Origin of the sequence: Delftia sp. Cs1-4 (assembly GCF_000214395.1) — a bacterium.
In the GTDB taxonomy this organism is placed as follows: domain Bacteria; phylum Pseudomonadota; class Gammaproteobacteria; order Burkholderiales; family Burkholderiaceae_C; genus Comamonas; species Comamonas acidovorans.
The window spans coordinates 6,630,866-6,644,929 of the sequence record NC_015563.1; the positions used below are offsets into that span (position 1 = coordinate 6,630,866).

The window sequence follows — 14,064 nt, forward strand, 5'->3', positions numbered from 1 at the left end:
AGGTACGCGGCGCTACGGCCCTGGGTCTGCGCCATCACAGACCCAGGACATCGTTCATGTCGTACTGGCCCGTTGCCTTGCCTGCCAGGAAGCGCGCCGCCCGCAGGCTGCCCTGCGCATAGCCGGCACGGCTGCTGGACTTGTGCGAGATCTCGATGCGCTCGCCCGTGCCCGCGAACAGCACCGTGTGGTCGCCGATGATGTCGCCGCCGCGCACGGTGGCAAAGCCGATGGTGTTGTCCTCGCGCGCGCCGGTGTGGCCGAAGCGCTCGTAGACGGCGCGGTCGGCCAGCTTCGTGCCCTGGGCTTCGGCGATGACCTCGCCCATCTTGAGGGCCGTGCCCGAGGGGGCATCGACCTTGTGGCGGTGGTGGGCCTCGACGATTTCGATGTCATAGCCGCTGGACAGCGCCCTGGCCGCCATCTCCAGCAGCTTGAAGGTGACGTTCACGCCCACGCTCATGTTGGGCGACAGCACCACGGCCGTGCGCTGGGCGTACTCGGCGATGCGGGTCTTTTGCTCGTCGCTGAAGCCCGTGGTGCCGATGACCAGCTTGACGCCCAACTCGGCGCAGATGGCCAGGTGGTCCATCGTGCCTTCGGGGCGCGTGAAGTCGATCAGGCAATCGGCCTTGGACAGCGCGGCACGCACATCGCTTTCGATGGCGATGCCGCTGGGCTGGCCGAGGAAGGCCGAGGGGTCGGTGCCCAGCGAAGGGCTGTCGGCGCGGTCCAGCGCGGCGGCCAGCGCAAGGTCATCGCTTTGCGCGATGGCCTCGATCAGCATGCGGCCCATGCGGCCGGAGGCGCCGGCCACGGCCACACGCAGGCGCTGGTTGTTGCTGGAGGAAGTGGCAGTCGTGGCGTTCATGTCGGGAAAGGGATGCACAAGCTCAATGCATGGACAGCAGGCCAAAGCGGCGCCAGACAGGCGCTGCGGCGGCCGCCATCCACGGAAAAACGCCCGCATGCCTTGCGGCGCGCGGGCGGCGATATCAACGGGCGCCGGATTCCAGTGGCGGGTAGCTGGCCGCTGTGGGCGGCGGCTCGGCGGCCACGGGCTCTTCCACAGGCTTGGCGGCCGGGAACTTGGACAGCTGCTCCTCGCTGGCTTCCAGCTGAGGAATCTTGCCCAGCTTCTTCTTGGAGCCCAGGCTGGCGACGAATTCGGCCTCGGTGGGCATCTCGTCGCCTTCGGAGCGGGCAAACAGGTCGCCGTTGAAGAAGACGGTCAGCTTGCGCACCTGAGAATCGACGCCGGGGCGCTTGATGGTGAACACATATTCCCAGCGGTCGGCGTGGAATACGCTGGTGACCAGCGGCGTGCCGAGAATGTCGCGCACCTGCTGGCGGCTCATTCCGGGCTGCAGGGCCTCGACCTGTTCACGGGAGACGAAGTTGCCTTGGACGACCTCGACCTTGTAGGGAGTGACGACATTGGCGACTCGGTGCGCGGCGCCATCGAGGCTGCTGCAGCCTGCCAGCGCCACCCCGATCGACAGCATCAGGGCCGCACTCGTGCGGCAACGGGCTTGAACATGCATTGGTATCAGCATAGGGATATGATCGTGGATCATTGTAGCGGCTGGTCCCTAGGGCTTGCGATCATGCGACGCCCCTGGCACCAGGGCCATTTTGTTCGCCGCCCCGCGCCTGCCATGGTGGCAGTCCAGCGGGCAGTCTCTGCCAAAGACCCAGACATGAAGAACATCGACGAACTCAAGAGTACCGGCCTGAAGGCCACGCTTCCCCGCCTGAAGATCCTGGAGATCTTCCAGACGGGTGCGCAACGCCACATGACGGCCGAAGACGTGTTCCGCGTGCTGCTGGACGAACGCTCGGACATCGGCCTGGCCACGGTCTACCGCGTGCTCACGCAGTTCGAGCAGGCCGGCATCCTCATCCGCAGCAATTTCGAGAGCGGCAAGGCCGTCTACGAACTCAATGAAGGCCAGCACCACGACCACTTCGTGTGCACCAGCTGCGGCAAGGTCGAGGAGTTCTACGATCCCGATATCGAAAAGCGCCAGAACCTGATCGCCAAGGCCAAGGGCTGGGTGATCCAGGACCATTCGATGGCCTTGTACGGACAGTGCGCGGAATGCGCGAGCCGGCCCAGCAAATAAGGCCGGGTTCCTCAAAAAAAGCGGAGTGCTTCACACTCCGCTTTTTTTTGCCTTTTACTTTTTGCTACCGGCGCTTTACAGGGCGAAGCACATGGGCGGAGGATGCTGGCGTCCAATGGATGCCCCCTACCCACCGAGACACCATGCGCCGCACTTCGCCGTTCGCCATCGCTCTCACGTTCTGCGCCATCACCCTGGCCACGGGCTGCGCGCCCCTGCAGGCGCCGCCCTCCTCCGCAACGCCTGCACTCCATGCCCTGCCCGATGCGCCCCTCACCGCCGCGCAGCGCCAGCAATGGCTGGACCGCGTGACCTGGGGCGCCACCGACAGCGAGGATGCACAGCTGCAGCGCCTGGGCCTGAAGGCCTGGCTGGCCCGGCAGTTGCAGCCCGGCCCCCGGCCGCTGCCGCCGCAGGCACAGCAGCGGATTGACCAGCTGGGCATCAGCCAGCGCCCCATGAACGAGGTTCTGCTGGAACTGGAGACCCAGCGCAAGGCCGTGCAGGAGGCGGCATCGGCCGATGAAAAGGCCACGCTGCAGCAGACCTACCAGCGCACGCTGAACCAGTTGGGCAGCGATGCCCAGAAGCGCTTCGTGATCCGCGCGCTGTACTCGCCGGCGCAGCTGCAGGAGCAGATGACCTGGTTCTGGATGAACCATTTCAGCGTCAGCCTGCGCAAGGCCGATATCCGCGCCTGGGTGGGCGACTACGAGGAGCAGGCCATACGCCCGCATGCGCTGGGCAGCTTTCGCAGCCTGCTGGAAGCCTCGCTGCGCCACCCGGCCATGCTGCGCTACCTGGACAACGCCAGCAATGCGGCAGGCCGCATCAACGAGAACTACGCGCGCGAACTGCTGGAGCTGCACACCATGGGCGTGGGCAGCGGCTACACCCAGGCCGATGTGCAGGAGATGGCGCGCATCCTGACCGGCGTGGGCATCAGCCTGCAGCCGGCCGGCACGCCGCCGCCGCGCATGCGCCCCGAGCGCCAGGGCGACTACCTGCGCTCGGGCTTTTTCGAGTTCAACCCCAACCGGCACGACTACGGCCCCAAGACCTTCCTGGGCCAGCCCCTGCACGCACGCGGCATGGCCGAGGTCCAGGAGGCGCTGGACCGCATCGTCGCCTCGCCGGCCACGGCGCAGTTCATCGCGCGCAAGCTGGCGGTGTTCTTCATTGCCGACGATCCGCCGCCCGCCCTGGTGCAGCGCACGGCCCAGGCCTTCACGCGCAGCCGGGGCGATATCGCGGCCACCGTGGCCACGCTGCTGGCCGATCCCGAGGCCGCCCGCTTCGGCCGCAAGTTCCGCGATCCGCTGCACTACGTGCTGGCCGCCACGCGGCTGTCGGTGGACCAGCGCGTGGCGGCCGACGTGGCGCCGGTGCTGGGCTGGGTCAACCGGCTGGGGCAGAACCTCTATGCGCATGAGACGCCGGACGGCTATCCGCAGATGCAGTCCGACTGGGCCAGCTCGGGCCAGATGGCGGCGCGCTTCGAGGTGGCGCGCCAGATCGCCACGCGCAGCGCCGTGCTGTTCCGCGCCGACCCCGCAGATGCGCTGGAGAAGCCGCCCTACCCCACGCTGTCGGAATTGGCCAGCGTGCGCCAGCGCCTGCCGCAGTGGAGCCAGGCCACGCAGGCGGCACTGGCCCAGGCCCGCAATCCGGCGGACTGGAATACCTACTTCCTGTCCGCCCCCGAAATGATGTTCCGCTGACCCCCGGGGAGACTGTCCATGCAGCGACGCCACTTTCTGTCCCTGGCCTCCACCCTGCCCTTTGCCACCCACCTGGGCCGGCTGCAGGCCGCCACGCCCCGGCCAGCCACGCCGCGCCTACTGCTGGTGTTCCTGCGCGGCGCCTATGACAGCAGCAACCTGCTCGTGCCCACGCACAGCGACTTCTACTACGAGGCCCGCCCCAGCATCGCCATTGCCCGGCCCGGTGAGGCCCGGGGCGCCCTGGCGCTGGACGACCGCTGGGGCCTGCACCCGGTGCTGCAGGACAGCATCCACCCGCTGTTCCAGGCAGGCCAGGCCTGCTTTGTGCCCTTTGCGGGCACGCACGACCTGTCGCGCAGCCATTTCGAGACGCAGGACTCCATCGAGCTGGGCCAGGGCCTGGACGGGCGCCGCAGCTACCAGTCGGGCTTTCTGAACCGGCTGGCCCAGGTGCTGGGACAGGATGGCCGCACGGCGGTATCGCCCATGGCCTTCACGCCCCAGCTTCCGCTGCTGCTGCGCGGCAGCCTGCCGGCCGCCAACATGGCGCTGGCATCCGTGGGCAAGGGCGGCCTGGACGATCGCCGCAGCCAAGCCATTGCCGCCATGTATGCGGGCACGGCCCTGGGCCCGGCCGTGCAGGAGGGCTTTGCGGTGCGTGATGCCGTGCAGCGCAGCGTGCAGGAGGAAATGGACCAGGCCGGGCGCAATGCCATCAGCGCACGCGGCTTTGCCCTGGTGGCGCAGCGCATGGCGGCCCTGATGCGCGAGCGCTTCGACCTGGGCTTTGTCGATGTGGGAGGCTGGGACACGCACGTGGCCCAGGGCGGCGCCACGGGCGCGCTGGCCGGGCGGCTGGACGAACTGGGCCGGGGCCTGGCCGGCTTTGCCCAGGAGATCGGCCCCGAGGCCTGGCGGCATACGGTGGTGGTGGTGATCAGCGAGTTCGGCCGCACCTTCCGCGAGAACGGCAACAAGGGCACGGACCACGGCCACGGCACGACCTACTGGCTGCTGGGCGGCGGGCTGTCCTCGCATGCGGGCGGGCGCATCGTGGGCGAGCAGGTCGAGGTCAACCAGAAAAACCTGTTCCAGAACCGCGACCATCCCGTGCTCAACGAGTACCGCGCCGTGCTGGGCGGCCTGTTCCAGCGCATGTATGGATTGAGCCCGGCCCAGCTGCAGCGCGTGTTCGAGGGCGTCACGCCCCGCGATCTTCAGTTCATCTGACCATCTGACTACGCTGCAGGGCCTGCCGGGAAGGGCAATGGCGCCGGCACGGCCACGCCGGCCAGCTTGTCGGGGTTGCGCAGCGTGTAGATGCAGCGGATCAGGCCGTCCTCGACCAGCAGCGTCTGCACGGACTCCAGCTCGCCGTCGATGCAGCGCAGCAGGCCCGGCAGGCCGTTGACGCGCGCCAGGTGCAGGGTCTGGCGCTGGCCGTTGCGCCGCATGCGGCGCGTGGTGGCGAAGTACAGCAGGGCCAGGCGCCGGCCCGTCTCCAGCACGCGGCCGAACGAGGGCACCTTGCCGCCGCCGTCGCTGATGAGTTCGGCATCGGGCGCGAACAGCGCCTGGATCTGCGCGAAGTTCCCGCCCTGCACGGCCTGCGCAAAGCGCTGCAGCAGCGCGGCATGGGCCTCGGGCGGCGCCGCAAAGCGCGGGCGACCGGCCTGCACATGGCTGCGGGCGCGGTGCACGAGCTGGCGGCAGGCAGCCTCGCTGCGGCCCAGGGCCTGGGCCACCTCGGCATAGTCGGCATCGAAGATCTCGCGCAGCAGGAAGGCCGCACGTTCGTCGGGGGTGAGCTGCTCCAGCACGAACATCAGGGCCGTGGACACGTCGTGGGCACGCTCCAGCAGGTCTTCGGCCGAGGGCGCGGCCTCCTCGGCCCAGGGCTGGACCAGGGGCTCGGGCAGCCAGAAGCCCTGGTAGTGCTCGCGCTCGGCGCGCAGGCGGCGCAGCCGGTCTATGGCCAGGCGCGTGGTCACGGAGACCAGCCAGGCCTCGGGCTGCTCTATGCCGGCGCGCTCGGCGCCATGCCAGCGCAGCCAGGCTTCCTGGACCAGGTCCTCGGCATCGGCGCGCTGGCCCAGCATGCGGTAGGCCAGGCCGAACAGGCGCGGGCGGTGGCGCTCGAACAGCGCCAGGGGATCGTCGGTGACGGAGGAGGTCTGCATGCCATCAAGACGCGGGAGCGTGGCGTTTTGTGACAGACAGGGCCGGCATGGTGCTCGGTGCCTTGGTGACTCAGTGGGGCTGCGGAGCCTGCATCACGCTGGGATCGGTATGGATCAGCTCCAGCGGATAGCGGCGGCCGGCCAGGTAGTCCTCGATGCTTTGCATCACCAGCGGGCTGCGGTGCTGGGCTGCGCAGGCCTTGAGTTCGTCCAGCGTCATCCAGACCGTGCGCAGGATGCCGTCATCCAGCGGCTGGCCGGGCCGGAACCCGCCCAGCTCGCCCGTGAATGCAAAGCGCAGATAAGTGATGTCCGAACCCGTGCGCGTGCGCACGAAGCGGTTCAGGTAAATGCCGACCAGGGCCGTGGGCACGAAGTCGTGCGCGGTTTCCTCATCGACCTCGCGCACGCAGGCGGCGATGGGCGACTCGGCCGGGTCGAGATGGCCTGCGGGCGTGTTGTAGCGCACGCCATCGGCCGTGTCTTCTTCCACCAGCAGAAAACGGCCATCGCGCTCAATGATGGCCGCCACAGTGACATTGGGTTTCCAGCGATCGGGCATGGCGCGCATTATGACCAGAGGCGGCCGCCACGTCCCGGCCAAAACCCCATCAACACGCCATCAACACGCCCTGCCGGCCACCCACGCGACACCGCGCCCTACAGCGGCCGGACCATGTACAGCGCACCATCGCCATAGCTGTCCAGGCGCTGCTGCTGCAGCGGGTTCGCCAGCGCCTGCACGGCATAGCCATGGCGCTCCCAGTAGCCGCGCGAGCCCTGCACCGAGACCAGGGCCGTGTGGCGCAGGCCCTCGGCACGCGCCCTGTCCCACAGCGGCGCCAGCAGCGCGCGCGCCAGGCCCTGGCCTGCAGCGTCGGGGTGCACGGCCATGTCGTGCAGGTAGAGGGTGTCGGCCTGCTCCACGGCTTCGAAGTCACCGTGCAGCGGGGTGATCTTGGCCATCCGGCTGCGGTAGGCCGCAAGGTAGGCGCGCACCCGGCCGCCCTGCTCCAGCGCCAGCGAGCAGTTCGCCGCGCTGGCCAGGCGCCGCGCAAAGACCTCGCCGCTCTCGGCATAGTCCGCGCCATAGCAGGCCAGCTGGATGTGCAGCAGATCGGACAGGTCGGCAGCGGTCAGTGCGCGGACATGGAAGCGGCCAGCGAGGGGCGGGGGAGAAGACATGGACAGGTCATTTGAGCGCCGATGGCAGGCCCGCCAGGGTAAGCGATGGCCCATGCCCCAGCATGCCCTGCCGGAATCGGTGCTGCCGGTGCGGTCAATCCTTCCAGCGCTCGCGTATGTCTTCCAGCTGCGGGCGCAGGCCGATGAACAGCGGCACCAGGCGCGGGTCGAAGTGGGCGCCGGCCTGCTGCTCTATGTGCTCCATGGCGTCGTCCACGGTCCAGGCGTGCTTGTAGGGGCGCTCCGTGGTGAGGGCATCGAACACGTCGGCCACGGCCACGATGCGCGAGGCCAGCGGAATGTCCTCGCCCGCCAGGCCCTGCGGGTAGCCCGTGCCGTCCCATTTCTCGTGATGGGTCAGCGCAATGCTGTAGGCCATCTGCAGCACCTGGGAGTCGTGCTCACCGATGATCTCGGCGCCGATCTGCGGATGGCGGCGCATGACGGTCCATTCCTCGGCCGTCAGCGGGCCGTTCTTGAGCAGGATGGCGTCGGGGATGCCGATCTTGCCCACGTCGTGCATGGGTGCGGCGTTGAGCAGGTCGTCGGCCCACTCGTCGGTGCAGCCGGCCGCCAGCGCCAACGTCTTTGCGTAGTGGCTCATGCGGATCACGTGCATGCCGGTTTCGTTGTCGCGGTACTCGGCCGCGCGGCCCAGGCGCTGCACGATCTGCAGCCGCGTGCTGCGCAACTCGTCGAGCTTGACCAGCGACAGGTGGTTGCGCACCCGCGCGCGCACCACGGGCGCACGCACAGGCTTGACGATGTAGTCCACCGCGCCGGAGGCAAAGCCCAGCGCCTCGTCCTGCCCGTCCGACAGGGCCGTGATGAAGATCACCGGGATGCGGGCGGTGTCGGCCTGTGCCTTGAGCTGGCGGCACACGGCGTAGCCATCGAGCTCGGGCATCATGATGTCCAGCAGGATCAGGTCCGGCTGGTGCTGTGCCAGCTGCAGTGCCTTGCGCCCGTCCGTGGCGAACGAGAGCCGGTAGTCCTCGCCCAGGATCTGGCGCAGCACATGCAGGTTGGTCGGGTCGTCATCGACCAGCAGCAGGCGCGGGCGCTTGTCCGTTGCCAGTAGATTGGGCGCATTCATGCTCTGTCTCCATCGATCGAGGGCAGTTGCTGCTGCAGCTGCTGGGCGCATTCCTGCGCACGCTCGAAGTCGAAATTATCCAGTGCCTGCTGCAGTGGTTGCAGCTGTTCGGCCGTCAGCATGCGCACCAGGGCCTGCATGGCCTGCCCGTCCAGCTCCCCGCTTTGCAATGCGGCAACGATGCGCTCCAGCCAGGGCCGGGCATCGGCCGGCAGGCAGGACGCGCCGCCCTGCGGCCCGGCATCGGCCACGGGCGGCGCCGGTGCCGGGCCGCCGGGCAGCGCCTGGCCCGCGACCTCGGCCACCGGCATGGCGGCCGGATGGCGCTGGCGCAGCTCCTGCGTCACCGCATCCAGCGCCTGCTGCAACTGGTCGATGAGGGCAAGCAGCTGGGGCTGCGGGGCGCCATCCTGCGCCTGGCCTTCCAGGCGCGACGCCAGGCGGTACACGGCCTGCAGCCCCAGGTTGCCTGCCGCGCCGCGCACGCGGTGCGCCAGGCCCACCAGGGCTTCGGTCCCCGGGCGCTGCAGGGCGCGGCGCAGGCGATCGGCCAGGTCAAGCTGCTCGTTCAGAAAGCGCCGAATGGCGGCCACCAGCGGATCGACCCGGCCCCACAGCGCAATGCCCGAGGCCCAGTCCACCGTGACATCGGGCAGCCCCGCCTGGGCGCTGGCGGGCGCGGGCGGCCTGGCCTCCTTGAGCGCCACCTGCAGCGACAGCAGCCGCGCGATCTCGGCCTGCAGCCGCGCCATGTCCAGCGGCTTGGAGGCAAAGCCGTCCATGCCGGCGGCGCTGGCGTCGCTGCGGTCCTTCTCCAGCACGCTGGCCGACAGCGCGACGATGGGCACGGGCCGGCGCTGCAGTTGCCGCTCCCAGACGCGGATGGCGCGCGCCGCCGCCAGGCCATCCATACCCGGCATCTGCAGGTCCATCAGCACCACGTCGAAGGGCGGCTCCTGCGCCTGCACGCAGCGCAGCGCCTCGGCGCCGTCATGCGCCAGCGCCATCTGGTGGTTCTGGCTGGAGAAGTTGATCTGCAACAGCTCCAGGTTCTCGGGCACATCGTCCACGGCCAGGATGTGCAGCGGCGGCAGGCCGCGGCTGGCCGCGCCGCGCTCGGACAGCGGGCTCTCGCCGACCGGCAGGGGCAGGCGCACCTCGAACACCGTGCCCACGCCCACGGTGCTGTGCAGCTGGATGCTGCCGCCCATGAGCTCGGCCAGCTGGCGCGAGATGGTCGTGCCCAGGCCCGTGCCGCCAAAGCGCCGCGTGGTCGAGGCATCGGCCTGAGCGAAGGGGTCGAAGATGCGGTGGATCTTCTCGGGCGCGATGCCGATGCCCGTGTCATGCACATCGAGCTGCAGCACGCCCTGCTCGTAGCGCACGCGCAGCAGCACATGGCCACGCTCGGTGAACTTCACGGCATTGCCCAGCAGGTTCACCAGGATCTGCTGCACGCGCATGCCGTCGCCACGCAGGGCCGCCGGGGTGTGCGGGTCGTAGTCCAGGCGCAGGTCCAGGCCCTTGCGGTCGGCCGTGATGCGCAGCGACGCCAGGATCTGCTGGCACAGCTCGCGCACCGAGAAATCCTCGATCTCCAGCTCCACCGCGCCCTTGTCGAGCTTGGCCGTGTCCAGGATGTCATTGAGCAGGCGCAGCATGGAGCGCGCAGCGTAGTGCACCGTGTCCAGGTAGCGCGCCTGCGTGGGCTGCAGCGCCGTTTCGCGCAGCGCCTCGGTGAAGCCGATGATGGCGTTCATGGGCGTGCGGATCTCGTGGCTCATGTTGGCCAGGAAGGTGCTGCGCGCGGCGGCGGCCGCCTCGGCATGCTCCTTGGCCAGCACCAGCTCCTGGGCCAGCTTGCGCTGGGCACTGATGTCGGTGAGCAGCTTGACGATCTTGTAGGGCCGGCCGTCGGCGTCGCGTATGGGGTTGTAGGTGGCCTGCACCCAGATGCGCCGCCCCTCGCGCCCGCAGCGCAGGAATTCGCCGGCCTGGAATTCGCCCTCGGCCAGGCGGCGCCAGAACTGCACATGCTCGGGCGTGTGGGCATAGCCGGGCTCGCAGAACATGCCGTGGTGGCGGCCCGCGACCTCGTCGAGCCGGTAGCCGAACAGGTCCAGGAAATTGCGGTTGGCGCGCAGCACTTGGCCCAGCAGGTCGTACTCGATGGTGGCCAGCGACAGGTCGATGGCGCGCACCGTGCCCTCGAACTCGGCATTGCGCGCGCGCGCCGCCGTCTGGTCCATGATCACGCCGTCGATCCAGGTCAGCTCGTCGTGCTCGTTGAAGACGCCGCGCCCGGTCTCGGACACCCAGCGGGTGCTGCCGTCGCGGTGCAGCAGGCGGTAGTCGGCGTTGTAGGTCTGGCGCCGTGACAGCGAATGCGAGACCGCAGCCTCCAGCCGGTCGCGGTCCTCGGCATGGATGAGCCGGTCCCAGCCCGTGAGTCCGTCCGTGAAGTCCTGCTCAGTCCAGCCGGTCAGCTCCTTGATGGAGCGGCTGAGCAGCAGCGGCGTCCACTTGCCGTCGTACAGGCAGCGGAAGGTGGTGCCCGGCACGTTGTTGATCAGGGTGCGGTACTGCTCCTCGCTGCGGCGCAGCGACTGCAGCATCTGGCGGCGCTCGCGGATGTCGGTCACAAAGCCCACGAACAGCGGATCGCCCGCAATCGCCACCCGGCCCACGGCCAGGCGCACGGCGATCTGCGTGCCGTCCTTGTGCAGGGCATGGACATCGCGGCTGGAGCCGAGCAGGCCTGCAAAGCCCGCGGCCAGCTGCTTTTCCAGCGAGCCGCCCTCACCATCGCAGCCCGACGCAGGCATGAGCAGGCTGGCGCTGCGGCCCAGCACCTCATGCGCCGTCCAGCCCAGCAGCCGCTCGGCCGCGCCATTGAACGAGACGATGCTGCCGCGCCCGTCGATCATCACGATGCCGTCCACCGCCGTATCCACCACGGCGCGCAGGCGCGACTCGCTGCGCTGGACCTGCCGGTAGATCTGGCGGTAGCGCAGCGTCATGTTGACCGCGAGCACCAGGCCGAAGATCAGCACCACCACGCCCACGATGGAGAACACCAGCAGCGCATGCGTGGGCGCCTCCTGCTGCGCCAGCGCATCGATACCGGGCTTGAGGCGCAGTGCGTACAGGCCCGCATAGTGCATGCAGGAAATGGCCAGGCCCATGACTATGCCGGCCACCAGCGTGGGCCACAGGCGGCCCGTGTTGCCCAGCCGAAAGCGCACCCACAGCGACAGCATGGCCATGGTGGCGGCCACGATCACCGACAGCAGCACGCCCCAGGGGTCGTAGAGCATCAGGCTCCAGGTCTGGGCCGCCGCCATGCCGATGTAGTGCATGGAGCCAATGCCCAGCCCCATGAGCACGCCGCCGCCGACCAGCGCCTGGGCGGACAGCCGGGGCCGCACCATCAGCGTCAGCGCCAGCCAGGACGCCAGCATGCTGGGCAGCATGGACAGCGCGGTGATCCAGGGGTCGTAGTCGCCGAAGGTGCAGGGCACAAAGGCGAGCATGCCGATGAAGTGCATGGCCCAGATGCCGGCGCCCAGGCAGAAGGCGCCGGTCAGCACGCCGGTGCGGCGTATCCGGGGCGAGGCGGCATTGCGCGCCAGCCCCGCGATCTGCATGGCCATCATCGACGTGGCCACGGCCACCCCCACCGACAGCGCCACCAGGCCCGGATGCAGCCACTGGAACCACTGCGGATGGGGTGCCCATCCGAGCACGAAGATCTCGTCCCAATTCATGGCGCCCCCCCTGAATGGCACAGGGCCACGGCACCTGCCTGCCCGCCATCGATAGTCTTCATGTCTTTGATAATCATTTTCGATTGGCCGCAGCTATTTATCACACCTAGCATGGAGTCTCATCACGAGAAAAGCCCCGAGGAAAGCCCCATGACCCGCATCCGCCAGACCCTGCACCACCACCGCCACACGCTGATGAAAACCGCCAGCTACTACGTCATCCACGTCACGGTGGCGGCGGCCGTGGCCTATGCCGTGACCCGCAACCTCTGGGCTGCGCTGACGCTCAGCCTGCTGGAGCCCACCGTCCAGGCCGTGGCCTTCTTCTTCCATGAAAAGCTCTGGGAACGAGGCCTGCGCCGCCGTGCCGATGCCGCCGCCGCGATGGCGCCGCCCACGGCCGCAGCCTGAGCCTGCCGGGAACACGGAGATGAACATGCCCATGCCGACACCCATGCAGCCCCTTGGCGCAGACTCATTCGGGAAATGGCTGGCCGAGACCCTGGCCAGGATGGTCGATGGCGGTACGGGCTGAAACCCGGCCCTGCCGTGGCGGCAAGAGAGGTGGACATGGCGGCGCATGGTGGCAAGAACCCGGGAAATGCGAAATCGTTGGTATCAAGGCGCTGCTCGTACGGCCCAGGGCCGACACGGAATCCATGCATGCATGTCGGCGCAATCGGGGCGGACTGAAGCCCTGGCCCCGGCCACAATGCCAAACATTGTCAAGCGCATACGCTGCAAAAACCTGAGTACAAGCTGTGCAAAAACCTGTGCACATCCTGATATCAAACCTGTGAATTTCCTCTTTCCAAGGCTGTGATGAACCCGTTCATCCATGGTGCACGGCCAGCAGGGCGTCAATGAACACCCGGGCCGCACGCCCAGGGGCCACGGCATTGCGCCAGACCGCGAAGAAATCGCACAGATAGAAAAAGCGGTGCGGTGCCACGGCCTGCAGCAGGCCCTGGTCCTGCATGGCCTGTGCATAGTGATCGGGCAGAAAGCCCAGGTAGCGGCCCGATCGCACCAGCATGGCAATGGCCTCCTGGTCAAAACCCGTGGCCTGGCGCTGCAGGCCGGCCTGGTGGCTGAGCGCCATGTTGGGCGACTGGTAGCCCAGGCCTGCGAAGGCATGCGCACCCAGGCTGTCCCAGTCCAGCCCGCCATGGTCTGCGCCATGCAGCGGATGGCCGGGAGCGCAGTACAGCTGCATGCGCTCGCCAAACAGCCGGGCGCTGTCCAGCGCGCCCGAACTGGGTGCCGATGGCAGCACGCCCACCTGCCAGCGCCCCTCCATCAGCCCGCGCTCGATGGCCTGGATGGCGGCCACATGCAGGCGCAGATGCAGCTGCGGCGCCTGGTCGTGCAAAACGCCGATCGCCTCGGGAATGCGCGACTGCGGATTGCCCACGGTCTTGTCGAACAGCGCCACGTCCAGCGTGCCGGCCAGCCGGCCATGGATGTCGTCCACCTGGCCCAGGAAGCCTTCCACGCCACCGAGCAGTTGCAAGGTGGCCTCATAGATGCGGTGGCCTTCGGGCGTGAGCGCGAAGCCCGCGCGCCCGCGCCGGCACAGCGTCAGGCCCAGGCGCTCCTCCAGGTCCTTCATATGGCGGCTCAGCGTGGAGCTGCCGATGTTCAGCTCCAGCTCGGCAGCCGACATGCCGCCGCACTCGACCACGGCCTTGAATACGCGCAGCAGGCGCAGGTCCATGTCGCCCAGCTGGCCCAGCGCGGCCCGCGCGCGCCCGTCCCGCGCCGGGCGGCCTGGGGTGCTGTCCATCGAAAAATCCGCCATCGCCCTTCGCCTCCCGGTGCCCGCCTGAACCGGCCACCACTACAGGGGAGCCACTATAGGCGAGCACCAGGGCGGAGACGGCCATGGATTCCCACAATGCGCGCTCTCCGGGCCCGGACCGGCAAGCCCCTGCTCACTTGCGGAAATCCGCAAGTGAACCTCGATATCACGCACTTCGAGAAATC

Annotated in this window: 12 protein-coding genes; 4 read left to right on the forward strand and 8 right to left on the reverse strand. The window is 68.6% G+C overall.

Annotation, left to right across the window (positions count from 1 at the left end):
• Positions 1–34: 34 nt before the first annotated feature.
• Both dapB and DELCS14_RS29150 read right to left on the reverse strand, forming a co-directional pair.
• Positions 35–871, reverse strand: coding sequence for a 4-hydroxy-tetrahydrodipicolinate reductase (gene dapB / locus DELCS14_RS29145; protein WP_013804772.1), 837 nt, complete (start codon positions 869–871; stop codon positions 35–37).
• Between the two features lie 124 nt (positions 872–995).
• Positions 996–1,544: an outer membrane protein assembly factor BamE gene (locus DELCS14_RS29150; protein ID WP_034397436.1), complete on the reverse strand. Its 549-nt coding sequence runs from the start codon at positions 1,542–1,544 to the stop codon at positions 996–998.
• Between the two features lie 156 nt (positions 1,545–1,700).
• Between DELCS14_RS29150 and fur the strand changes: the two genes are divergently transcribed.
• The 3 genes from fur to DELCS14_RS29165 all read left to right on the forward strand — a co-directional run bounded on the left by fur (position 1,701) and on the right by DELCS14_RS29165 (position 5,080).
• A complete protein-coding gene (gene fur, locus DELCS14_RS29155; RefSeq protein ID WP_013804774.1) occupies positions 1,701–2,126 on the forward strand; it encodes a ferric iron uptake transcriptional regulator in 426 nt (141 codons plus the stop codon).
• A 143-nt stretch (positions 2,127–2,269) separates the two neighbouring features.
• The gene (locus DELCS14_RS29160) at positions 2,270–3,847 is read left to right on the forward strand and encodes a DUF1800 domain-containing protein (RefSeq protein WP_013804775.1); all 1,578 of its coding nucleotides are present in this window, start codon (positions 2,270–2,272) and stop codon (positions 3,845–3,847) included.
• Between the two features lie 18 nt (positions 3,848–3,865).
• Complete coding sequence (locus DELCS14_RS29165) at positions 3,866–5,080, forward strand: DUF1501 domain-containing protein (RefSeq protein WP_013804776.1); 1,215 nt, start codon at positions 3,866–3,868, stop codon at positions 5,078–5,080.
• 8 nt (positions 5,081–5,088) lie between these two features.
• Here the strand turns inward: DELCS14_RS29165 and sigJ are convergent, their stop codons facing one another.
• From sigJ to DELCS14_RS29190, 5 genes are all read right to left on the reverse strand, one after another.
• On the reverse strand, positions 5,089–6,030 hold the full coding sequence (gene sigJ, locus DELCS14_RS29170; protein ID WP_013804777.1) for an RNA polymerase sigma factor SigJ: 942 nt from the start codon (positions 6,028–6,030) through the stop codon (positions 5,089–5,091).
• Between the two features lie 70 nt (positions 6,031–6,100).
• Entirely contained in the window at positions 6,101–6,601 is a 501-nt protein-coding gene (locus DELCS14_RS29175; RefSeq protein WP_043796522.1) for an NUDIX hydrolase, read from the reverse strand.
• An 89-nt stretch (positions 6,602–6,690) separates the two neighbouring features.
• Complete coding sequence (locus DELCS14_RS29180; RefSeq protein WP_013804779.1) at positions 6,691–7,215, reverse strand: GNAT family N-acetyltransferase; 525 nt, start codon at positions 7,213–7,215, stop codon at positions 6,691–6,693.
• A 94-nt stretch (positions 7,216–7,309) separates the two neighbouring features.
• On the reverse strand, positions 7,310–8,311 hold the full coding sequence (locus tag DELCS14_RS29185) for a two-component system response regulator (RefSeq protein WP_012207812.1): 1,002 nt from the start codon (positions 8,309–8,311) through the stop codon (positions 7,310–7,312).
• On the reverse strand, positions 8,308–12,078 hold the full coding sequence (locus DELCS14_RS29190) for a PAS domain S-box protein (RefSeq protein ID WP_013804780.1): 3,771 nt from the start codon (positions 12,076–12,078) through the stop codon (positions 8,308–8,310). Before DELCS14_RS29190 ends, DELCS14_RS29185 begins: the two co-directional genes overlap by 4 nt.
• A 150-nt stretch (positions 12,079–12,228) precedes the next feature.
• Between DELCS14_RS29190 and DELCS14_RS29195 the strand changes: the two genes are divergently transcribed.
• A complete protein-coding gene (locus tag DELCS14_RS29195) occupies positions 12,229–12,489 on the forward strand; it encodes a DUF2061 domain-containing protein (RefSeq protein ID WP_013804781.1) in 261 nt (86 codons plus the stop codon).
• Positions 12,490–12,910: 421 nt separating this feature from the next.
• On the opposite strand, the gene DELCS14_RS29200 is transcribed toward DELCS14_RS29195, so the two are convergent.
• Entirely contained in the window at positions 12,911–13,879 is a 969-nt protein-coding gene (locus tag DELCS14_RS29200) for a LysR family transcriptional regulator (protein WP_013804782.1), read from the reverse strand.
• Between the last annotated feature and the right edge of the window lie 185 nt (positions 13,880–14,064).